Consider the following 21,896-nt stretch of genomic DNA (forward strand, 5'->3'; position numbering starts at 1 on the left):
CCCCGGAAGGAGCACCATGAGTCGTGCAGCATCGCGTCGTCCCTCGCGCAGCACCCTGTTGATCGTGGCGGTGCTGGTCATCGGCATTGCCGGCATTGTCTACTCGCGCCTGCGCCAGGCACCGGATGCAGGCACCGTGGCCGCGACCAGCCTGGCCAGCGCGAACACGGCCGTCCTGAAGGGCACGTTCGACCCGAAGGCGCAGGCGTTGATCCCCGCCGGTTATCAGTTCGTCACCCCTGGTGCGTTTACCGTAGCCACCCATCCGGGGCAGCTGCCGCTTGCCGACTACGGCACCGACAGCAAGGACGTGGTCGGCATCGAGCCGGACATCGCGCGGCTGATCGCCGATGCGTTGGGCCTGAACCTGGTGATCGTGCCGGTCGCGTGGGCGGACTGGCCGCTGGGGCTGGAATCGGGCAAGTACGATGCGGTGCTGTCGAACGTGACGGTGACCGAAGAGCGCAAGAAGAAGTTCGACTTCTCCAGCTACCGCTACGATCTTCTGGGCATCTACACGCGCAGCGATGGGCCCATCCAGAAGATCGAAAAACCCGCTGATGTGGCCGGGCTGAAGGTGGTGGTGGGCGCCAGCACCAACCAGGATCAGATCCTGCGGCAGTGGGACCGGCAGAACATTGCGGCCGGCCTGAAACCGGTGGAGTACCAGTACTTCGATGACGCCGTGGTCGGCCGCTTGGCGGTGATCACTGGCCGCGCCGATGTCTCGTTCGAGCCCAATGCCACCGGCGCCTACTCGGCACGCGATGGCAAGGTGCGGCGCGTCGGCCTGTTCCCTGGTGGCTGGCCGAACGCTGCGGCGATCTCGGTGACCACGCGCAAGGGTAGCGGCCTGGCCGATGCGGTGACGCAGGCGTTGAACACCCAGATCGGCAGCGGCACGTACGCGCAGGCGCTGAAGCGCTGGAACGTGGCCGAGGAGGCGGTGCCGCAGTCGCAGACCAATCCGCCGGGGCTGCCGACGCTCTGATGCTACAGGAGCATCCACGCATGGCATGGATCTACAGGCGGAGTCTGCCTTCTGTAAAGCCGCGCCATGCTCGGCTGCTCTACCAACGCGCTTCCAGCGTCTTGAACGGCTTCGACAACCGCACGCCCTCCGCATCGAACGCGGTAACGTCGCGCCCATCCACACGCACCGTCTTCGGCATCGTGCGCGCCGGCCACCAGACCTTCACCGCCGTCCCACTGCGCAGGCCCTTGCCCAGCGTGATCGATAGCGTGCCGTCCTGCTGCCGCGCCTGCATCTGCAACGTGCCATACGCGGTTGGCAGGCGTTCCACCGCCAATCCATCGCCCGCCACCCACGAGGGGGGCGTGCCCGGCAGCAGCGAGAGCGCATCATCGTCTTCGCGCATCAGCATGCCGAACAGCGTGCGGCCGTATTCGGCGCCGATCCAGGTGTGCGGCATGTCGCCCAGGTAGCGCGGGAAGCGCAGGCGCGAGTGCACGACCTCGGCCAGCACCTGCCACTGAAGCGGGCGCCGGTCATGCAGCAGCCCCTGCAGCAGCTCATCGGCGACCTGCGGCTGGCCCAGGTGTACGTAACTCAGCACGTTGCGGATCTCGTACGGTGTGTACGCATACAGCGCACCGGGCTGGCTGCGCTTGCGCACGTCCTCCAGATAACGCGCAAAGGTGGTCCGCAGTGCCTCGGCCGGCAGTACGCTCTGCGCGCCGGTCGGGTCCAATGCAATCGAGACGCCGGTGGGGTCACCATCGCCAAGATCGGCCGACGACGGAATGAAGTCGATGCCCTTCCACGCCATCGTCGCCCGGATCGAGGCATGCAGTGCGTCGTACAGCAGCTTGTATTGCTCGCGCGCCCAGGCAGCGGTCTGGTGGTCGCCCAGGGCCTCGGCCAGCCACGCGCCGTCGTGCCAGCCCTTCAGGCCCCAATAGTCATCCCAATAGCTGTGGGTGGGCGAGGGGTAGCCCTCATGGCTGATCGACGGCGCAAGAATGCCCGCGAACCGTTCCGGCGAAGGCTGGTCAGCCTTGTAACCGGGCACCAGCGTGCGCTCGCGCAGCTCCTGCAGGAAGCGCAGCGCCGCTTTCACTTTCGGCAGATAGCCACGCACAGACTCGGGGCCGCCGTCCAGGCGCGCGACATCGGCCACCAGCGCGACGTACTGGCCCTGACTGTCGTACTCGATGTCCGATCCAAAGCCGGTGTTGACGCTGCCATCGTCGTTGAGGATCGGTGAGACCAGGCCGTTGGCATGCACGCCGTGTTCGCTGTACCAGGCCAGGTAGTCGCGCGCCACGCCGGCTTCGCCCATCCGCAGCAGCACCGCCGAGGTGGCCATGCCGTCGCGGATGAAGGAGCGGTTGTAGTTGCGCGGCCCCGGCTGCATGGCCGGGCCGGTCTGGTTGATCAGCATATAGGCGGCCTGCGCGCGCAGCATGTCCACCAGCGACGGATCGGGCAGGCGCAGGCCGACCTGACCCAGCCGTGCCTGCCAGTCCGCAGACGCCTGCGTGGCCAGTGAATCAAACGCCGCATTGGCATCGCGGGGCAGCGTGGTCAGATCCAGCGCAGGCGCTTCGGGCAGCACGCCATTGGCATCGGCGGCGGCGGTTCCCAACGGGAACGCGACCACGATGGCATCACTGGTTCCCGGCGCCAACGAGACGCGGTAGTTCAATGCAGCCGAGGCAAGCCCCTGGTCGTCGCGCGCCTGTTGCGTGGAAGGCAGCTGGCCGGCAGCGAGGGTCGCAGTGATCTCCGTTGCGCCATCCTTGCCGAATGGCGCCGCGCCCGACGCAGCCACCGGCGTGAGCGACTGCAGCAGCGTGCGGCCATTGATACGCAGGGCCTGCCCATCGATGGTCACCTCGCGGATCGGGGACAACCCGCCGTTCTGCCACGGCGGATTCATCTGCATCGGGCGCACCACGAGGCTGAGCGTGCCCTCGATCTTCGTGCTTCCCGTGTTCTGCAGGCGATGCCGCAGGAAGGTCACCGGCTGGCCATCGCGCTCGATGGCGAATACTTCACTGCGCAGCTGCAGGCCGGGTTGCGGTGACCAGGTGGCGGAGGGCATCGGCTTCCAGCCGTCGCGCAGGGCATGCTGCATGGCCTGCCCGGCGGCGCCGGCGGGCAGGCCATCAGCACTGCGCCAGACGGGCTGCACCAGCGGTGCGCCCTTGAAGGCTTCCAGGTTGCCGTACTCGTCGAAGATCGATTTCTGTCGTCCTGCATGCACACCCACGGCCGTCCAGTAGGTCTGCTGCATCTGCAGCGAGGCCGGGAACAACGCGCGCTGGGCGCCGCTGGCAACGATCTGATACCGCTTCATCGGCGTCATCACGGCTTTCGGACCGAGCAGGCGCAGGCGTGCGATCTGCGGCGCAGCGCCGTCCACGCTCAGGCGGAAAGCACGTAGAGGTTGTGCCGTGTCAGCAGCCAGCCAACTCTGCCGATGATTGGCCGCCTGTGCATCGTGTGCGAGGTCCTGCCAGCGACCCTGTGCGTCCTGCACCTGCAAGCGGGCGGCGCCGCGCTCGCCATCGGCCCAGTCGACCGCCAGACCGGCCGTGGACTGGGCGCGAGGCAGCAGGATCTCGAGCGTATGGGATCCACCTTTGCCGGCCGGAATCGCGACGGTGCCGCCGCCCTGCCAGAGCGCCGCCGCCTGCGCTGCATCGATACCGCTGAGGCGTGCGCTGAGCGTGCTGTCCAGAGGCTCCATCTCGAAGATCGACACGCCCCAGTCGGACGTGCGCTGCGGGCTGGCCAGCCGCAGGTAGCGCGCCTGCCGCGGCGCGAAGTACAGCGTTTCCACATCGCCCAGCGAATCGGCCATGGTGTACGCGGTCTGCCACTGCCTGCCGTCCAGCGAGGTCTGCAGTGAATAGCCCTCTGGGTTGGAGACATCCCAGGTGAGCCGTGCGCCCGCCAGCATCGCCGGCGCGCCCAGATCGATCTGGAACCAGTGGCCCGGACTGAATGCACCGCCGGTGACGGTCTTCGGGTCGCCGTCGATCAGGTGGCTGATCGCCATCGCCGGTACCTGCTGCGAGGAACTGCTGGCCTGCCATTGGCTGCGCGGCGGGAGCGTCTGGGCCTGCGCGGAGGACGCCAGGGCGACGAGCAGCAGGGCGGCGGCAGGGCGCAACGGGAAAAGCAGGGTGGAGACCTTGGAGCGTTCGGCGCGCAACGTCATTACGGACTGCCTCGCAGGTTCGGCCGGAACCGGGCGAGCGCTACGCTAGCAAGGGATGTAATCGGTTACATGACGCACTGCAGCGGCGCAGACCGTTTCTGTGGTCGACGCAGCCGAGCAGGGCTCGGCTCTACATGGTTCCCGGCAGGTCAAGCGCCCGCCTGTTACAGCTCCACCGTCTCCCACCAGCGCGTACCCGCCTGCGGCGCCTGCATGTCCAGCGCTTCGCCCATCATCGGCGTGGCCACCGGTACATTTTTTGCGGCCGCCAATGCGGTGATGCGCTCGAACGGCTGCTGCCATGCGTGCAGGGCCAGATCGAAGGTGCCGTTGTGGATCGGCAGCAGCCACTTGCCGCGCAGGTCCAGGTGCGCCTGCAGCGTCTGTTCCGGCTGCATGTGCACGAATGCCCAGCGCGGATCATAGGCGCCGGTCTCGATCATGGTCAGGTCGAACGGACCGTATTTCTCGCCGATGGCCTTGAAGCCGTCGAAGTAGCCGGTGTCGCCGCTGAAGAAGATGCGGAAGTCACCGTCCTGGATCACCCATGAGGCCCACAGGCTGCGGTCGCCGTCGCCCAGGCCGCGGCCGGAAAAATGCTGGCCCGGGGTGGCTGTCAGGCGCAGGCCATTGGCCTCGGTGGATTGCCACCAGTCCAGCTGTTCGACCTTGCGCGCATCCACTCCCCACGCGATCAGCTGGTCGCCGACGCCAAGCGGTGCGATGAAGCGCGCGGTCTTGCCGGCCAGCTGCATGACCGCGGCATGGTCCAGGTGGTCATAGTGGTTGTGCGAGAGGATCACACCGGCGATCGGCGGCAGCGCGTCGATGCTGATCGGCGGTGCATGGAAGCGTGCCGGCCCCATCCACTGCACCGGCGAGGCCCGCTCGGAGAACACCGGATCGGTCAGCCAGTACTGGCCACGCAGCTTCAGCAGGATCGTGGAGTGCCCCAGCCGGAACAGGCTGCGATCCGGTGCGGCGTCCAGCGTGGCGCGGTCCAGCGGCTTCACCGGAATCGGGTGTGCGGGCACGGTCCCCTTGGGCTTGTTGAACAGGAACGTCCACCAGATCTCCGCGCCGTCCCGCAGGCCCATCGCCGGACGGGGCAGGGCATTGTGGAACTTGCCATCACGGTACTGCGGCGAATCGGGGAAGTCGGGGAGGGACCAGGACTTGCAGAAGGTGTAGGCGGTCACGGCGAGGATTCCGAGCAGGAGGACAAGGAGCAGGCGCTTCATGGGTGACGTCCGCTGAGTACACTGCACAGTGTAGTTTCGTGTTTTTCAAAAGTACACCGCCGAGTGTAAAATGGAGGCATCCGTTCAGTTATCCGGTTCCCGCCATGTCTCGTGCCCCGCAACGCCTGACCGACCGCAAACGCGAAGCCATCGTGCGCGCGGCGGTGGAGGAGTTCCGTGCATCGGGCTACGAGGCGACCAGCATGGACCGTATCGCCGAGGTGGCGGGCGTCTCCAAGCGCACCGTCTACAACCACTTCCCGAGCAAGGAAGCGCTGTTCTCGATGATCCTGGAGGAGCTGTGGGAGCGCAGCGTGGCCAGCGACGCATTGCCATACCGCGCTGATCAGCCGCTGCAGACGCAGTTGCTGCAGTTGCTGGGCCAGAAGCTGGACCTGCTCAGCGATGGGAATTTCATCGATCTGGCGCGGGTGGCGATGGCCGAGATCATCCATTCACCGGAGCGTGCGCAGGCCATCGTCTGCCGCATGGGCGAGAAGGAAAGTGGCGAGAGTGCCTGGATCCGCGCAGCAATTGCCGATGGCCGCCTGCGCGAGGTGGATCCGGACTTTGCCGGCCACCAGTTGCATGGGCTGGTGAAGAGCTTCGCGTTCTGGCCGCAGGTCACGATGGGGCAGCCACCGTTGACCGCGCAGGAACGTGCGCGCGTGGCCGAATCGGCGGTGGCGATGTTCCTGGGGTTCTACGCGGTCTAGCTGGCTGCGAAGCGACGGAACTCGTCGGCCGGCAGCGCCGCCGAGTACAGGTAGCCCTGGCCGACATCCACCCCGAGTGCGCGCAGCTTCTGTTCCTGGGCCAGGGTCTCGGTACCCTCGGCCACCACGATCGCGCCGCAGCGGTGCGCGACTTCGACGATGAAGCGCACGATCGACTGCGACTTGGCGTCGGACAGCGTGGCGATCAGTGCCTGCTCGATCTTGACCTCGGCGATGGCCAGCTGCGAAAGCAGGATCAGGGTTGAATAGCCGGCGCCGAAATCATCCAGCGACAGGGTGATCCCGGCTGCCAGCAGCTGTGCGATGTTGGCATCGACCACCTCGCGCTCGACGATTTCGGTCCATTCGACGATCTCCAGGCGCAGCATCGCACCGGGGATGTCATGCAGCTGCAGCAGCTCCTGCAGGCGCAGGCCGAAGTCGGGCAGGCGCAGCGATTCGGCTGAAACATTGACTGCAATGGTCAGCGCCGCGCCGTCCCGCCGGCAGTGCTGCAGGAAGTGCACCGCCGACCGCAGCGTGGCCCATTCCAGGTCTGCCAGCCGCCCCTGCCGGCGCAGCAGCGAGATCACCCGCATCGGGGCAATCGGCCGACCTTCGCCGTCGCGCATGCGCAGCAGTGCTTCGGCGCCGACCAGTTGGCGGTCCTGCAGGCGATGCTTGGGCTGGTAGCACAGCGGCGCATTGCCCTGCTGCAGCCAGTGCTCAAGGGCCACCTCGATCAGGGCGTCGATCTCGCTGTCGCGCTGGATCGGGTCATCGAAAAACACCACGCCCGACTCGATCGCGCTCAGTGCCACGGTGATGGCGCGGAACGGAAGATGTCCTTCGTCCGCATCAGCAGGGGGCTTCAATTCAACCACTGCACAGCGGAACAGCGGCCGGAAGCCCGGCCAATCGCGGCCGACCCGATCGGCCAGGTTGCTGGCCAGCTCGGTGATCTGCGGTTGCGTGCGCAGTGTGGACAAGGTCAGGCCCCGCACCAGGATCGCCAGCGCGGCATCACCGAACTGGTAGATCTCCAGCTGCGCGGCCGACAGTGAGGGCAGCAGCCGATGCACTTCTTCGGTGCTGTCGCGCTGCCACAGGCCGTTGTCCTGCAACGGCCCGTAGCGCAGGCGCAGATCGCGCAGGTTGCCCATCTCGGCCACGATCAGGCAGGCCTTGCCGGTGCCGTCGTTGTCCCGCCAGTACTGCTGCAGGCGTTCACCGAGCGCACGCATGTTGGGCAGCCCGCTGATCGGATCGATGCGCAGCCAGGCCTGTTCGCGCTGGCGTTGCGCATCGATCTGGGCATCGTTGTAGACCAGCGCGAACACGGCGCCGAGCACGAGCAGCGAGACCGGCAGTGCCAGCACGCGCTGGATCGCCAGCTCGGCCACCGGCAGTTGATCGGCGCCAATGATCGCCACACCCAGCGCCAAACCCAGAGCGGTTACTCCAATACGCACGGACCATGCCTGCAGGATCATGCGTGGCGAGAGCTCGTTGAGCATGCGCGGGTACAGGTGCCTGCGCAGCCAGACGCCCGCCACCGTCTGCAACACGGCCTCAAGGCTGGCAGGCAGGAAGAACGGGATACCGACGAACTGGTAGCGGGCCAGCAGGGCGGCAGCCAGGCAGGCCAGGCCGCCGCGCCAGCCGCCCAGCAGGCCACTGACCAGCAGGATGTCGAAGCCCAGGTGCAGTTTGACGACACCCTGGGAATAACGGGCCACGAACCAGGAATTGAACAGGTAGATCAGGCCCAGCGCTACGCCGACATACAGGCGACGACCTTCAATGGCGTGCCCGGCGCGGCGGGTGGCGATCAGCAGTACGCCGATCATGCCGATCACTGCCGTGGCCTGCAGCAGGTACAGCGGCAGGCTGGGCAGGGCGCTGTCCAGGACCTGGGCCGAGACCCGTGAAAGCGCATCCATAGCAGGTTCCCGCCTGTGACCGACGGCCAGTGACGAGCAGGGTAAACCACGGCCGCGCGCGCGGCCACCGAGGGTGCCCTGCGGCGGCCGGCAAGGCCAGTAGCGCGGGTCGGCGATGGCGGGCAGCACCCGTTCGCGCACGAAGCCGGAGGATGACTGCTGCAACAGGGCGCTTGCCATGGCCACGACATCGTGGACCGGCACCTGCCCACCGTTGCCGCGCGCTGCGGCCTCGGCCACCGGCACCGACAAGGCGTCGTCGGTGTTGAGGTAGCCCAACTGCAGGCTGGTCACCGCCAGCCGGCGATCGCCGAAGCCCTCGCGCAGCGCACCGGCGATGCGTTGAGGGCGAACGTCGAGGCGCCGAACGCCACTTCCGGGCGGCCACTGCCGTCGCTGACGCAGGCGCTGGGAGGTAATGGCCTCCGACCGTCCGGCAGCTCGCTCAGGCTGCCTGCCGCACGCGGGTCGACGTGCTCCAGGATGAGCGAGAATGCGCAGGGTCACCGGCAACAGGAATCTCTGGCATGGACGAGCACAACGCCACCCCTGATGGCATGCCGCTGCCGTTGGCGTGGCAGAAAGCGTTGGCCGATGCGCGCATCGAGCGGCAGTCGATGGGTGTTTCGCGGGCCGACGTTGCCCGCGTGCAGCGGCCGGGCCGCCCCGATGCCTTCGTCAAGTCGGAACTGATCGACGCCTTCAGTGAGCTGGGCGATGAGATCGCGCGCCTGCGCTGGTTGCAGGCACAGGGGCAGCCGGCGCCAACGGTGATTGCCACGGCTGAAGAAGCGGGCCGGCGCTGGTTGCTGATGAGCGCGCTGCCTGGCCGCGATCTGGCCTCGTCGCCGGAACTCGCACCGCAGCAACGGGTGCAGATACTGGCCGACGCGCTGCGCGGGCTGCATGCGTTGCCGGTGGCAGCCTGTCCGTTCGATCAGCGGCTGGCCTCGCGCCTGCCGGTCGCGCAGGCGCGGGTCGAGGCCGGGTTGGTGGACGCCGATGACTTCGATGACGAACGCCTGGGCCAGAGTCCGCAGCAGGTCTTCGCCCAACTGTGCAGCACACGGCCCGATCATGAAGAACTGGTGGTCAGCCATGGCGATGCCTGCCTTCCGAATCTGATGGTGGCCGAGGGGCGTTTCAGCGGGTTCATCGACTGTGGGCGACTGGGCGTGGCCGACCGCTACCAGGACCTGGCGCTGGCCGCGCGCAGCCTGGTCCACAACTTCGGTGATACGCGTTGGGTCACACCGTTGTTCCAGCGCTACGGCGCTGTGGCCGACGAGTGCCGGTTGGCGTTCTACCGGCTGCTCGACGAGTTCTTCTGAGCCCGCGCGCGGCTGGCGATGGCCGCGCAGATCAGGCCACCGACCACGCTCAGGTGCTCCAGTGCGAAGAACATCGCCAGCTGCTGTTCCGCGCCGTGCTTGGTCCAGAAGGTATGCACGATGACGATGGTCAGCAGCATGAACACCGCCAGCGCGCCGCTCCCCAGCCAGAGCAGGCGGTCGAGCAGCAGGCACATCGAGCCGCCCAGCAGCACCCCGGCACTGGCGAGGTTGAACAGCACAGGCGGTTGCAGCCCGGCCGCCTGCATTTCGGCCACGCTGTTGTCCCACGCCAGCAGCTTGGCCAGACCCGATGACAGGAACACCACGGCCAGCAGCAGTCGGGCCAGGAACCACAGCACGCGGCTGTCGAGCAGGGCGGTGATCATCCGTGGCATGAAGTCACTCCAGGTTGGGCTTGGAACGGGCCGCGCAGCATCGGGCCTCAACCGCAGTTGAGGTCAAGGGCCGGCTGAACGGAGCTCGCTGGTGGCCGGGTTTCCAGCTTCCAGTTGGACGAACGTTCGTTCATTATTGGCGTCATGAACCGAGCCGACCGCAACGCGCGACGCAACGCGCAGATCCTGCAGGCCGCCCTGCAGTGCTTCCTCGCCAAGGGATTCCACCAGACCAGCATGCGTGACATCGCGCAGGCGGCCGACGTCAGCCTGGGCAATCTCTACAACCACTTCCCCGGCAAGGAGGCGATCATCCTTGCAGTGGCAGTGGCCGAGAGCGAAGAATTGGCGCCGTTGCTGCAGCGACTGGCCGTGGCCGACGGTGATCGCACGCAGGTGCTGGTGTTCCTGCAGGACTTCCACGCGCTGTGCAGCCAGCCGGAATGGGCGACGCTCGCCGTCGAAGTGCTGGCCGAGAGCGCACGCAATCGGGCCGTGGCCGAGGCATTTGCGGCCAATCGCAGGCAACTGCAGGCTGTGCTGGCCGAAGCCCTGCAGCAGGTGGCAAAGCGTGAACGTCGGCGTCCCGTGCTGGCCCCGGCGCTGCAGGCGCAGGTGTTGCTGGATGCCACCGAAAGCGATGCCCTGCGTCGAGGGCTGGGCGAAGCCGGTGGCACCGATGAGGCTCCGCTGGACCCTGGCCTGCTCGCGCTGCTGCTCGGTGCACGCGCATGAGCGCGGTTGACCGGCGATTACACGGCCTTGATCTGGCGCGGTATCTGGCGCTGGCTGGCATGGTGCTGGTCAATTTCCGCCTGGCAATGGCCGTGCCAGCAGAGGGCGCCGGATGGTTGGCAGGCGTCTTCCACTTTCTGGAAGGCAAGGCCTCTGCGACCTTCGTTACCCTGGCCGGACTTGGCCTGGTACTGGCCACGCAGCGCCTTGGCTGGATGCCGGCCAGCGCGCAGACCTGGCGGCGCGCGCTGTTTCTGCTGGTGCTGGGCCTGCTCAACCTGACCCTGTTCCCGGCCGACATCCTGCACTACTACGCGGTGTACTTCGCGCTGGCGGTGCTGTGGCTGCGTGCGTCGCCACGGGTGCTGCTGGCCAGCATCGCCGGCCTCGCGGCCGGGTCGTTCTGGGCACTGCTGCACTGGAACTACAGCCAAGGCTGGAACTGGCAGACGCTGGAGTATGCCGGTCTCTGGCAATGGCCGGGCGCCGCGCGCAACCTGTTGTTCAACGGCTTCCATCCCTTGCTGCCCTGGATGTGCTTCTTCCTGCTGGGCATGCTGCTGGCGCGCCTGCCGTTGTCACAAGCGCGGGTGCAGCGTGCGTTGCTGCTGGTGGGCCTGCTGCTGATCGGCGCAGGCCAGGCCGTGCAGCAGCTTGCGCAGGGAACGCCCTGGCAGCTGTGGCTGTCAACGCAGCCGATGCCGCCGGGACCGGCCTACGTGTTGACCGGTGCGGGCGCAGCCTGCAGCGCGATTGCCGCGTGCCTCTGGATCAGCCGCCGGCATCCGGGGGATTGGCTGGAACCGCTGACTGCAGCAGGGCGAATGACCCTGACCCTGTACGTCGGCCACATCCTGCTGGGCATGGGTACGCTGGAATGGTTGGGCCTGCTCGATGGCAGCGCGTCGCTACCGACCGTGCTGCTGTGGGCGCTGTTGTTCCTGATGCTGGCCACGGGCGCAGCGTGGCTGTGGTCGTGGCGGTTCACGCGGGGGCCATTGGAAGCGGTGATGCGGCGCGTCGCCGGCTAGCACGTCGGTCGCGCAGGCACGATGTTGTGACGGACATGTCTGTGTCGTGGCGGGCACATCTGCGATAGTTGTCGCAGATAACACTTTCCGCTTGCATCCATGTCATTCGCTTCGGCGCAGCATCTCGGCGAAGTCCTCCAGCAGTCCTATGGCATCACCGCGACCGCCGTGGTGCCACGCCCGGTTGGCGCCGATGCCAACGCCAGCGTGTATCGCATCGATGCACGGCGCGGGCAGTGGTGGTTGAAATGCCGCAGCTACCAGGTGGCCCCTGCCGTCTGGGACACCCTGCATTGGCTGCGCGGCACGCTGGGTATCGAGGAAATCGTTGCGCCCTGGCCGGCGCTGACCGGCGGGGCATCGGTGCAGCGCTGGGGCCTGCAGTTCACCCTGTTCCCGTATGTGGAAGGCCAGTCCGGTTTCGAGGCGGCATTGAGTCGCACGCAGTGGCAACGGTTGGGCGAGGTGCTGCGGCGCCTGCACGAGGCGTGCCCGCCACCGGCGCTGCAGGAAGCGCTGCCGAGCATCCGGACGGAAACCGCGGCGCTGGAGACCGTCGGGCAGTGGCTGGCCGGCGAAGGCCTGGCGGCTGCCAAGGATGGGCTGGGCCGTGCCTTCGTCTCGGTCTGGGACCAGCAGCATGCGCGCATCGCGGCGCTGCACGCGCAGGCACTGCAGCTGCACGCGGCGTTGCAGGATGTGCCGGTGCGGCTGCACCTGTGCCACACCGACCTTCATGCCGGCAATCTGCTGATGGGCAATGACGGCGGCCTGCACCTGATCGACTGGGATGGCTTGTCGCTGGCACCGCGCGAGCGCGACCTGATGTTCATCGGTGGCGCTGTCGGCGGGCGCTGGGGCCGCGAGAATCCGTTGGGATTCGAGGAGGGCTATGGCAGCGACCGCGGCGACCCTCGCTGGATTGCCTGGTACCGTCACTGGCGCATCCTGCAGGACCTGATCGAGTTCCAGCAGGTCCTGCTGGGCAGCGATGGAGAGGATCGTTCGCCGCAGCTGCGCCGGCAGTCGCTGCACTATCTGAGCGAGCAGTTCGCACCGGGCAATGTATTCGACGCGGCCGAGCGGGTGTATCGCGCGCTGTAGATCCCACGCCATGCGTGGATGGCATTTCCTACGATGAACCCTCACGCTGCGCGGCGGGTCGGGCATGGCCCAAATCTACAGGGGCGCGCGGTGTCTGCGCGGGGTGTGGATCTACTCTGCGGGCTTGGCCGCTGCAGAGGCGGCTGCGCTGGCGGCGCGGCGCGACAGTACGGCCTCGCGGTGGGCAATGTAGGCGTTGGCGGCGAGGATGATGCCGGCGCCGATGATCGTCCAGCGGTCCACGCTTTCGTTGAACAGCAGCCAGCCGAACAGCGTTACCAGCGGCAGCTGCAGGAAGCTGATCGGGGTCAGCGCCGAGACTTCACCCAGGCGCAGCGCCCGCGTCCACAACAGCTGGCCGATGGTGCCGAGCACGCCGGTGGCCAGCAGCCACAGCCAGGCCACGCCGCTCGGCCAGACCCAGACGAACAGCGCCGGAAGCAGCGACAGCGGCACCCAGAACACGTAGGTGTAGAGCACCACGGTATCGGCGCTGTCGACGCGGGTGAGCTGCTTGATCTGGATCGCCACCAGCGAACTGAGCACCGCGGCGGCCACGGCGACCAGGCTGCCCGCGGTGAAGCCGGCGGTACCGGGTCGCACGATCACCAGCACACCGATGAAGCCGACCACGACCGCGGCCCAGCGGCGCACGCGCACGGTTTCACCCAGCCACAGCACGGCGGCAATCGTGACGAACAGCGGCGTGGAGTACGACAGCGACACCGCCTGCGCCAACGGCAGGTGGCCCAGTGCCCAGAACGCGCACAGCATCGAGCCCAGGCCAATCGCACTACGCACGAAATAGCGCGGCAGCTGCTGCGTCTTCAGCGGCGCACGGCCCGGCCGCAGCAGCATCGGCAGCAACGCCAGCAGGCCGAAGGCATTGCGGAAGAACGCCACTTCCTGGGTCGGCACGTAGCGCGTGGCATAGCGGATCGCTACCGCCATCAGGCCGAACGCCATCGTACTGCCGAGCATCAACAGCGCCGCCCGCATCGGGGCGGCGCTGGGGGAGAGGGCGGGAGTGTTCACCACTGTGCGCCGAGCAGGCGGGGCTCCGGTTCGATCGGCACGCCGAACTTCTCCAGCACCGAGGCCGAGATGCGGCGCGCCAGCGCCAGCAGCTCAGCACCGCTGGCATTGCCGTGGTTGACCAGCACCAACGCGTGGCTTGGCGCCACACCGGCATCACCTTCGCGGAAGCCCTTCCAGCCGCAGGACTCGATCATCCAGGCCGCCGAGACCTTGCGCTTGCCGTCCTGCTCGGCCGGGAACACCGGCAGCTCGGGGAAGTGCTGCAGCAGCACGTCGACCTGTTCCAGCGGCAGCACCGGATTCTTGAAGAAGCTGCCGGCATTGCCCAGCACGTCCGGGTCGGGCAGCTTGCGGCGGCGGATCGCGATCACGGCATTGGCAACGTCCACTGCGCTCGGCAGCTCCACGCCCTGTGCCTGCAGTTCCTCGCGGATGCCGGCGTAGTCCATGCGCAGATCGTGCAGCAGTGGCAGCTTCAGTTCGATGGCGGTGATCAGGTAGCGATCGGGTTGCTGCTTGAACACGCTGTCGCGGTAGGCGAAGCCACACTGTTCGTTGTCCAGCCGTACCCAGGCCTGTTGCTGGCAGTCCCAGGCCTCGACGGCCTGGATGAACTCGCCGACCTGCGCGCCATAGGCGCCGATGTTCTGGATCGGCGCGGCACCGGCGGTGCCGGGAATCAGCGCCAGGTTCTCCAGCCCGGACAGGCCTTCCTGCAGCGACCACATCACCAGGCCATGCCACGGCACGCCGGCGCCGGCACGGATCACGGCATGGTCGGCGCGGTGTTCAAGGAAACTGATGTCACGGTTGCCGAACACCAGTACGGTGCCCGGCAGGTCCTCGGCGATCAGAACGTTGCTGCCGCTGCCCAGCACCAGCAGTGGGTCGCTGGCCACCTCGGGCAATGCCAGCACCTCCGGCAGCAGCGCGGCATCGTGCAGTTCCAGCAGCTGCGCGGCGCTGGCCTGCACGTGGAAGGTATTCAGCGCCTGCAGCGGCGCATTGCGGGTGAGCGTCCAGCGCAGCGGGGCGTTGCCGTCGATGGTATCCATAGGCGCGCTCACAGCGGGGCCACCGCGCCGCGGCTCGGCGCTTCGCGGCGGCGACGGATCGCCTCGACGCATTCGGAAACCAGCGCCGGTCCACGGAAGATGAGGCCGCTGTAACACTGCACCAGTGCGGCACCGGCCGCCATCTTGGCGACCGCATCGGCGCCGGACAGGATGCCGCCGACGCCGACCAGCGGCACCGACTCGGGCAGGCGCGCGCGCAGGCGGCGCAGCACCAGCGTGGACTGCTCCAGCACCGGTGCACCGGACAGGCCGCCAGCCTCATTGGCCAGCGGATCGCCGGCCACCTTGCTGTGGTCGATGGTGGTGTTGGTGGCGATCACGCCGTCCACCTGCAGTTCGCCCAGCACGCGGGCGGCGGCGTCGATATCGCGTTCGCTGAGGTCCGGCGCCACCTTCACCAGCATCGGCACGCGTCGGCCGTGGCGGGCAGCAAGGTCTTCCTGGCGGTCGCGCAGCTGGCTGACCAGCTGGCGCAGCGCGGTCTCTTCCTGCAGCTCACGCAGGCCGGCGGTGTTGGGCGAGGAGATGTTGACGGTGATGTAATCGGCCAGCGGGTACACCTTGTCCAGGCAGGCGATGTAATCGTCCACGGCCTGTTCGTTGGGGGTGTCCTTGTTCTTGCCGATGTTGATACCGAGCAGGCCGCGGCGGTTGCGCGCGCGCTCGACGTTGCGCACCAGCGTGTCCACGCCCGCGTTGTTGAAGCCCATGCGGTTGATGATCGCGTTGTGTTCCGGCAGCCGGAACAGGCGCGGTTGCGGATTGCCGGCCTGCGGGCGCGGGGTGATGGTGCCGATTTCGACGAAGCCGAAGCCGAGCGCGAACAGTGCATCGATGTGCTCGCCATTCTTGTCCAGGCCGGCGGCCAGGCCGACCGGATTGGGGAAGGTCAGCCCGAACACCGTGCTGGGCATCGGCGCGATGCGTGCGGCCAGCAGCGGCGTGGTGCCGGTGCGATAGGCCAGGTCCAGTGCGGACAGGCCGAGGCCGTGGGCGCGCTCGGCGTCGAGCGAGAACAGGAAGGGGCGGGCAAGCGAATACATGCGTCGGTTCAGTCCAGCGTGCCGAGGAAGGCTCGGGTTCGATATTCAAAAGCGACCTGGCCGTCCACCGCATGGGCGGCGAACAGGTCCTGCAGAGCGTCGATCATCGGCGCGTGGCGAGGATGACCGGATTGGGGCGCGTAGGAGGAGGACAGCAGGCGCCCGCGCAGGGCGTCGAAGTCCAGATGCTGCACGTTCGGCAGCTCTACCCTGCCGCGCAGGCCGGGGCCGAACCAGGCCTGCATGGTGGCATCGTCCTGGTAGCGCTCGGCCACAGCGGTGTAGTCGGTGCCGTAGTCCAGCAGCAACTGTTCGTAGCCGATCAGGAACGGGCTGGCATCGAGCAGGCGCGAGTTCCAGTAGATCAGTGCCTGGCCACCGGGGCGCAGGATGCGCTGCCACTCGGCGCGCACCGCCACGGTGTCGAACCAATGGAAGGCCTGCGCAACGCTGACCAGATCGATGCTGGCGTCCTCCAGGCCGGTGGCCTCGGCACGGCCATCGACAGCGGAAAAGTCCGGATACTGCGGCGCCAGCCACTGTTCGGCGGCGGCGCGCATGGCAGCGTTGGGCTCGACCGCCACCAGCGGATGACCGCTGGCGAGAAACGGGCGGCTGGAGATGCCGGTGCCGGCGCCGATGTCGGCGACACGGGCCTGGTGGCTGACGCCCATCGGGCCGTGCAGCCAGTCCAGCAGTGCGGGCGGGTAGTCGGGCCGGTAGCGGACGTAGTCGGCGACGCGGCTGCTGAAGCGTTCAGTGCTGTCGGAGGCGGTCATGGCGTCAGTTCGACACCGCCGCCAGCCATGCCAGGCCGCCGAAGAACAGGATGAAGACCAGGATGGCGGCAAGCACGGCGCCGACCATGACCCAGCCCAGCACCAGGCCGGTGAGTGCCATGCCATCGCCTTCCAGTTCATGCGGGCGGCGGCGGATCTCGGCGCGGGCCATGTGGCCGGTGATGATGGCGACGATGCTGGCTACGAAGGGCAGGACGGTCCAGCTGGCGATGCCCATGACCAGGCTGACCACGGCCAGGGCGCTTGTCTGTCGGGGTGCCACGCTCATCGGGTCCTCCTTGGCAGTGTGCACATGATAGTGCCTCTGCCCGGGCAATCCCATGCCCAGCGGTTGCGGACGCGCCAACCAGGGTTGGCCGCGACCGGCGGGCCGGTGTCAGCCCATCAACACCTGGCCGCCATCCACGTTGAGCACGCTGCCGGTCACCCAGCGCGCCAGCGGCGAGCACAGGAACAAGGCGGCGTCGGCGATCTCGCGCGGGTGGCCGAAGCGGCCGAACGGGATCTTCGCCAGGGTGCCGTGGTACAGCGCGGGATCCTCGATGCGGCGACGGTCCCAGAGCCCGTCATCGAACTCGATCGAGCCCGGTGCGATGGCGTTGACCCGGATCCGGTCCTTGGCCAGCGCCAGCGCCTGCGAGGTGGTGTAGTGCGAAAGCGCGGCCTTGGCAGCGGCATACGGCGCGCCACCGGGGCGCGGCTGCTGCGCGGCAATCGACGACAGATTGAGGATGCAGGCGTCGCCGGACGCACGCAGCCATGGCAATGCCAGGCGCGAGGCACGCACGGCTGCCATCAGGTCGATCTGCAGGCTCGCTGCCCAGCCATCCTCGTCGTCGGCCATGCCGTAGCCGGTGGCATTGTTGACCAGCACATCGATGCCGCCGAAGGCACCGGCGGCGGCCTGCAGCCAGGCCTGGATCTGGCCGGGGTCGGCCAGATCAGCGGAAAACGCGTGCACTGGCGCGCCCTGTGCCTGGGCATCGGCGCACAGGGCCTCCAGGCCGGCCTGGCCGCGCGCACAGACCGAGACCTGCGCACCGGCACCGGCAAAGGCCAGTGCCATTTCACGACCAATGCCCTTGCTGCCGCCGGCGATGAGCACGCGGCGGCCGGTGAAATCAATCACCGGCTTGCCAGCCTGTAGCGCCGAGCCAGGCTCGGCTGCACTTCCTGCGGTGTTCATGGCCCGTCCTGCCGAGCATGGCTCGGCACTACAAAACAGCGTTACAGGTCGAACTTGATGCCCTGCGCCAGCGGCAGCGAATCCGAATAGTTGATGGTGTTGGTCTGGCGGCGCATGTAGACCTTCCAGGCATCCGAGCCGGACTCGCGGCCACCGCCGGTGTCCTTCTCGCCACCGAAGGCGCCACCGATCTCCGCACCGGACGTGCCGATGTTGATGTTGGCGATACCGCAGTCGCTGCCGGCGGCCGACAGGAACTTCTCGGCGGTCTTCAGGTTCTGGGTGAAGATCGAGGAGGACAGGCCCTGCGGCACGCCGTTCTGCATGTCGATGGCTTCGTCGATGCTGTCGTACGGCATCACGTACAGGATCGGTGCGAAGGTCTCGTGCTGGACCACGGCGTCGCTGTTCTTCAGGCCGGTGACGATTGCGGGCAGCACGAAGTTGCCGGCGCGGTCGATGCGGGTGCCGCCGGTCTCGATGGTGCCGCCGGCCGCCTTGGCCTGGGCGATGGCATCGAGGAACTGCTGCACGGCGCCTTCGCTGTTCAGCGGGCCCATCAGGTTGGCGGCATCGGTCGGGTCGCCGATCTTGCCTTCCACCTGCTTGTAGGCCTTGACCAGGGTGGACAGCACGTCAGCGTAGATCGAGCGGTGCACGATCAGGCGGCGGGTGGTGGTGCAGCGCTGGCCGGCGGTGCCCACGGCGCCGAACACGATGCCCGGCACGGCCAGCTTCAGGTCGGCGGTTTCGTCCAGGATGATCGCGTTGTTGCCGCCGAGCTCCAGCAGGCAGCGGCCGAGGCGGCGTGCGACCTTCTCGTTGACGGTGCGGCCGACCTGGGTCGAGCCGGTGAAGCTGATCAGCGGCACGCGGCGGTCGTCGACCATCTTCTCCGACAGCGCGGTGCCGGCATCGTTGATCAGGAAGAAGATGTCCGGGAAGCCGGCTTCGCGCAGGGCGTCGTTGCAGATCTTCAGCGAGGCGATGGCGGTCAGCGGCGTCTTGTTGGACGGCTTCCAGATGCACACGTCGCCACAGATGGCGGCCAGGAACGAATTCCAGCTCCACACCGCGACCGGGAAGTTGAAGGCCGAGATGATGCCGACCAGGCCCAGCGGGTGGTACTGCTCGTACATGCGGTGGCCGGGGCGCTCGGAGTGCATGGTGTAGCCGTACAGCATGCGGCTCTGGCCCACGGCGAAATCGGCGATGTCGATCATCTCCTGCACTTCGCCATCGCCTTCCGGCTTGCTCTTGCCCATTTCCAGGGCAACCAGCGAACCCAGGGCGTCCTTGTGCCTGCGCAGTGCTTCACCGCACAGGCGCACGGCTTCACCGCGGCGCGGCGCCGGCGTGGTACGCCAGACCTTGAAGGCTTCCTGGGCGCGGGCGACGACGGTCTCGTACTCGGCCTCGGTGGTGGCGCGGACCTGCGCGATCGGCTCGCCGGTGGTCGGGTTGACCGGGGTGATCAGCTCACCGCTGGTCGCGCTCGACCACTCCCCGTTGCCCAGGTACGTGCCAGCGTTGATCGCGTCCAGGCCAAGGGACTTGAGCAGCTCGGAAGACATGCAGACTCCTGTGTTTCGTTACGTTGTTTGGTGCCATCGCGGGCAGGTGGGGGACGCGATGAACTGAATCGCCGATGGTAGCAGAGCGCCCCGACCGGCCATGGTGCAACGCGCCAGCGCCGCCGTGTGGAGCACGAATGCTTGGAGGGCAGGGTGTGTTGCCTGTAAACTTCCCGGCTGCATGGCCCCGTAGCTCAGCTGGATAGAGCGTCCCCCTCCTAAGGGGAAGGTCGCCCGTTCGAATCGGGCCGGGGTCACCATGTACGCGGCGCCACGTCCGCGTGCACTGCCTGCGAGGTCACTCGGATATGCTGGCGCCTAACCCTGCGAACCGGCCGCCATGGACCACCGCCTGCAGCCCGTGCAACCCCAGGACTACGCGCTCATCGCCGGGTGGCTGGGCTCGGCCGCAGCCACGCTGCGCTGGGCCGGACCGGGCGTGCCCTATCCACTGCAACCCGAGCAGTTCGAGCAGGTATTGCAGCTGCGCGAACGCCCGGGATGGCTGCTGCTGGCAGAAAGCGGCCAGCGCATGGGTTTCGGCCAGGCCTGGTGCACCCAGCCGGGTACGATGCATCTGGGCCGTCTGCTGGTTGCCCCTCAGGCGCGGGGCTGCGGTCTCGGGCGGACGCTGGTACACGCGCTGATCGAGCAGGCGTTCCAGTCTGATGCTGGCCAACGGCTGACCCTGCGCGTCTATCGGGACAATGCCGCCGCGCTTGCGTTGTACCGGACCCTCGGCTTCGAGCCAGTGGACGCTGCATCTACGCCGGCGCTGCTGTTCATGCAGCAGGCCCGGCGCTGAGCATGGCCATGCAGGCCGGTATGCCTTCAGTCCTGCTTGAGCAGTTCGACCAGCTGGCGCAGGCGATAGGGCTTGGGCAGGAACTCCACCTGCTCCGGAAGCGGCGGCAGCTGCGAACGCGCATAGCCGGAAGACAGGATCATGCGTGCATGCGGCTGCTCACGCGCGACGTGCTCGCTGAGTTCGATTCCGGACATGCCATTGGGCATGCTGACATCGCTGAACACCACGTCGAAGCGTGCGTCGCCCTTCAGCAACGCAGCGGCTTCATGCCCGTCGGCGGTGGTGGACACCTCGATGCCGAAATCGCGCAGGGCCATGCCGATCATCTCGCGCAGATCGTTCTGGTCCTCCACCATCAGTACGCGGATCGGGTCATCGGTCATGGGTTGCATCCTCGGTTGCGGGGAGCAGCAGGCTGACCGTGGTGCCGACACCGGGCGTGGTGGACACATCGACGAAGCCGCCGCTCTGGGTAGTGAATCCGAACACCTGGCTCAGGCCCAGGCCGCTGCCCTTGCCGATGTCCTTGGTGGTGAAGAAGGGCTCGCTGGCCCGCTCGGCGATGTCGGCGGCCATGCCGTGGCCTTCGTCGCAGACGCTGAGGGTGACATAGCCGCGTTGCAGCGTGGTGTCCGCATCCGGGTCGAGGCGATGTTCCAACGCGGTGCCGATCAGGATGCGACCGCCATCGGCGGTGGCCTCCACGGCATTGGCCACCAGGTTCGCCAGGGCGGTCTGGAGCTGCATCGCATCGGTGCTCACCTCCGGCAGGCCAGGGGTGAGATGGGCATCCAGTGCCACCGTGGGCGGGCAGGCGCGTTGCAGGTCCGGCAGCCACTGCCGTACCAGCGTATTGATGTCCACCGATTCCCGGATCAGGGTCTGGCCGGTGCTGAAGGCCAGCAGCTGGCGGGTCAACAGCGCGCCGCGGTCAGTGGCTGCCTGCGCGGCATCCAGGAGCTCGGCCGCGCGTGCATCGTCACCGCGGACGCGCAGCGACAGCAGGTCCAGTGCGTTGCCGATGGTGGTCAGCAGGTTGTTGAACTCGTGTGACAGGCCGCGGCTGAGCCGACCGACCGTCTCGAACTGCTGGGTATTGCGCAGCGCACGCTGGGCATCGCGCAGCAGCCGCTGCGCCTGCCACTGCTCGGTGATGTCACGGGTGATCTTGACGAAGCCCAGCAGTTCGCCGGCCTCCACGACCGGCTCAATGACCACGCTTGCGCGGAACGACGAGCCATCGCGGCGAACGCGCCAGCCCTCACTGGCGACATGCCCCTGCTGCGCTGCGGCGCGAAGCAGGCGCTGCGGTTCGCCGGCCTCGCGGTCGGCGGCCAGGTAGAAGCGGCTGAAGTGCGTTCCCACCACTTCATCGGCTGAATAGCCTTTGATACGTTCGGCGCCCGGGTTCCAGCTGCACACGATGCCTTCAGGATCAAGCAGGTACAGCGCATGGTCGCGCACGCTGTCGATCAGCAGTCGCAGTTGTCGGGAAGGGTCCGTCAGCACGGACGTCGTAGAGGCGGCTGCGTCCACGTGTAAATAAGTGTTACCCCTGTGAGGGACGTGAAGCTAGGCACTCAAGTGTGAAGGATGCGTGCACGCCTGACACGTGCCATTGGTCCTGTGCGGCTGAATGCGACACGGAGTACCATCTTCCACCCTTTGCCTTCTGGAACCGA

General features: G+C 67.4%; 20 protein-coding genes, 1 tRNA gene and 1 pseudogene. 8 read left to right on the forward strand and 14 right to left on the reverse strand.

Going from position 1 to position 21,896, the window contains the following annotated elements:
- The first annotated feature begins 16 nt into the window (after positions 1-16).
- Positions 17-991: an ABC transporter substrate-binding protein gene (locus KXV01_RS17715; protein WP_111096170.1), complete on the forward strand. Its 975-nt coding sequence runs from the start codon at positions 17-19 to the stop codon at positions 989-991.
- Positions 992-1,070: 79 nt separating this feature from the next.
- Here KXV01_RS17715 and KXV01_RS17720 read toward each other — a convergent pair whose 3' ends face one another.
- Both KXV01_RS17720 and KXV01_RS17725 read right to left on the reverse strand, forming a co-directional pair.
- Positions 1,071-4,190 carry a discoidin domain-containing protein gene (locus KXV01_RS17720; RefSeq protein WP_263467990.1) on the reverse strand — a complete coding sequence of 1,040 codons (3,120 nt, stop codon included), beginning with the start codon at positions 4,188-4,190 and terminating at the stop codon, positions 1,071-1,073.
- A 164-nt stretch (positions 4,191-4,354) separates the two neighbouring features.
- Positions 4,355-5,431 (reverse strand): MBL fold metallo-hydrolase, encoded by a 1,077-nt coding sequence (locus KXV01_RS17725; protein ID WP_111096172.1) that lies wholly within the window; start codon positions 5,429-5,431, stop codon positions 4,355-4,357.
- A 104-nt stretch (positions 5,432-5,535) separates the two neighbouring features.
- On the opposite strand from KXV01_RS17725, the gene KXV01_RS17730 reads away from it, so the two are divergent.
- Positions 5,536-6,147, forward strand: a complete 612-nt coding sequence (locus tag KXV01_RS17730) for a TetR/AcrR family transcriptional regulator (RefSeq protein ID WP_111096173.1) — start codon at positions 5,536-5,538, stop codon at positions 6,145-6,147.
- Here the strand turns inward: KXV01_RS17730 and KXV01_RS17735 are convergent.
- Positions 6,144-8,090, reverse strand: a complete 1,947-nt coding sequence (locus KXV01_RS17735; RefSeq protein WP_317987339.1) for an EAL domain-containing protein — start codon at positions 8,088-8,090, stop codon at positions 6,144-6,146. The two genes, KXV01_RS17730 and KXV01_RS17735, sit on opposite strands and share 4 nt — an antisense overlap.
- A 99-nt stretch (positions 8,091-8,189) precedes the next feature.
- Positions 8,190-8,479 (reverse strand): annotated as a pseudogene (locus tag KXV01_RS20050) (SDR family NAD(P)-dependent oxidoreductase); the annotation flags it as partial.
- 138 nt (positions 8,480-8,617) lie between these two features.
- Between KXV01_RS20050 and KXV01_RS17740 the strand changes: the two are divergent.
- Entirely contained in the window at positions 8,618-9,421 is an 804-nt protein-coding gene (locus tag KXV01_RS17740; RefSeq protein ID WP_111096174.1) for an APH(3')-II family aminoglycoside O-phosphotransferase, read from the forward strand.
- Here KXV01_RS17740 and KXV01_RS17745 read toward each other — a convergent pair.
- Positions 9,394-9,819: a DoxX family protein gene (locus KXV01_RS17745; protein WP_049413833.1), complete on the reverse strand. Its 426-nt coding sequence runs from the start codon at positions 9,817-9,819 to the stop codon at positions 9,394-9,396. The two genes, KXV01_RS17740 and KXV01_RS17745, sit on opposite strands and share 28 nt — an antisense overlap.
- A gap of 144 nt (positions 9,820-9,963) precedes the next feature.
- Here KXV01_RS17745 and KXV01_RS17750 point away from each other — a divergent pair, with 144 nt between their 5' ends.
- From KXV01_RS17750 to KXV01_RS17760, 3 genes are all read left to right on the forward strand, one after another.
- Positions 9,964-10,554: a TetR/AcrR family transcriptional regulator gene (locus KXV01_RS17750; RefSeq protein WP_263467992.1), complete on the forward strand. Its 591-nt coding sequence runs from the start codon at positions 9,964-9,966 to the stop codon at positions 10,552-10,554.
- Positions 10,551-11,585: a heparan-alpha-glucosaminide N-acetyltransferase domain-containing protein gene (locus KXV01_RS17755; RefSeq protein WP_111096175.1), complete on the forward strand. Its 1,035-nt coding sequence runs from the start codon at positions 10,551-10,553 to the stop codon at positions 11,583-11,585. Before KXV01_RS17750 ends, KXV01_RS17755 begins: the two co-directional genes overlap by 4 nt.
- Positions 11,586-11,684: 99 nt before the next feature.
- Positions 11,685-12,689 (forward strand): aminoglycoside phosphotransferase family protein, encoded by a 1,005-nt coding sequence (locus KXV01_RS17760; protein ID WP_049413830.1) that lies wholly within the window; start codon positions 11,685-11,687, stop codon positions 12,687-12,689.
- A gap of 111 nt (positions 12,690-12,800) precedes the next feature.
- Here the strand turns inward: KXV01_RS17760 and KXV01_RS17765 are convergent, their stop codons facing one another.
- The 7 genes from KXV01_RS17765 to KXV01_RS17795 all read right to left on the reverse strand — a co-directional run bounded on the left by KXV01_RS17765 (position 12,801) and on the right by KXV01_RS17795 (position 19,406).
- Positions 12,801-13,688 carry a DMT family transporter gene (locus KXV01_RS17765; protein ID WP_014646917.1) on the reverse strand — a complete coding sequence of 296 codons (888 nt, stop codon included), beginning with the start codon at positions 13,686-13,688 and terminating at the stop codon, positions 12,801-12,803.
- A 32-nt stretch (positions 13,689-13,720) separates the two neighbouring features.
- Positions 13,721-14,782: a UDP-N-acetylmuramate dehydrogenase gene (gene murB, locus KXV01_RS17770; protein WP_099487420.1), complete on the reverse strand. Its 1,062-nt coding sequence runs from the start codon at positions 14,780-14,782 to the stop codon at positions 13,721-13,723.
- Between the two features lie 8 nt (positions 14,783-14,790).
- Complete coding sequence (locus tag KXV01_RS17775; protein ID WP_049440130.1) at positions 14,791-15,846, reverse strand: quinone-dependent dihydroorotate dehydrogenase; 1,056 nt, start codon at positions 15,844-15,846, stop codon at positions 14,791-14,793.
- Between the two features lie 8 nt (positions 15,847-15,854).
- Positions 15,855-16,625: a class I SAM-dependent methyltransferase gene (locus tag KXV01_RS17780; protein WP_049440132.1), complete on the reverse strand. Its 771-nt coding sequence runs from the start codon at positions 16,623-16,625 to the stop codon at positions 15,855-15,857.
- 4 nt (positions 16,626-16,629) lie between these two features.
- The gene (locus tag KXV01_RS17785; protein ID WP_049440134.1) at positions 16,630-16,914 is read right to left on the reverse strand and encodes a DUF4190 domain-containing protein; all 285 of its coding nucleotides are present in this window, start codon (positions 16,912-16,914) and stop codon (positions 16,630-16,632) included.
- Positions 16,915-17,022: 108 nt separating this feature from the next.
- Positions 17,023-17,832, reverse strand: a complete 810-nt coding sequence (locus tag KXV01_RS17790; protein WP_099487422.1) for an SDR family NAD(P)-dependent oxidoreductase — start codon at positions 17,830-17,832, stop codon at positions 17,023-17,025.
- Between the two features lie 41 nt (positions 17,833-17,873).
- Positions 17,874-19,406, reverse strand: coding sequence for an aldehyde dehydrogenase family protein (locus KXV01_RS17795; RefSeq protein ID WP_049413822.1), 1,533 nt, complete (start codon positions 19,404-19,406; stop codon positions 17,874-17,876).
- Between the two features lie 183 nt (positions 19,407-19,589).
- On the opposite strand from KXV01_RS17795, the gene KXV01_RS17800 reads away from it, so the two are divergent.
- Positions 19,590-19,666 (forward strand) — tRNA-Arg (locus KXV01_RS17800).
- A gap of 80 nt (positions 19,667-19,746) precedes the next feature.
- Entirely contained in the window at positions 19,747-20,211 is a 465-nt protein-coding gene (locus KXV01_RS17805; protein ID WP_111096177.1) for a GNAT family N-acetyltransferase, read from the forward strand.
- A gap of 26 nt (positions 20,212-20,237) precedes the next feature.
- Here the strand turns inward: KXV01_RS17805 and KXV01_RS17810 are convergent, their stop codons facing one another.
- Positions 20,238-20,597: a response regulator gene (locus tag KXV01_RS17810; RefSeq protein WP_049413819.1), complete on the reverse strand. Its 360-nt coding sequence runs from the start codon at positions 20,595-20,597 to the stop codon at positions 20,238-20,240.
- Positions 20,587-21,723 carry a PAS domain-containing sensor histidine kinase gene (locus KXV01_RS17815; RefSeq protein WP_099487428.1) on the reverse strand — a complete coding sequence of 379 codons (1,137 nt, stop codon included), beginning with the start codon at positions 21,721-21,723 and terminating at the stop codon, positions 20,587-20,589. Before KXV01_RS17815 ends, KXV01_RS17810 begins: the two co-directional genes overlap by 11 nt.
- Positions 21,724-21,896: the final 173 nt, after the last annotated feature.

This window comes from Stenotrophomonas sp. Ps181 (assembly GCF_025697425.1).
In the GTDB taxonomy this organism is placed as follows: domain Bacteria; phylum Pseudomonadota; class Gammaproteobacteria; order Xanthomonadales; family Xanthomonadaceae; genus Stenotrophomonas; species Stenotrophomonas sepilia.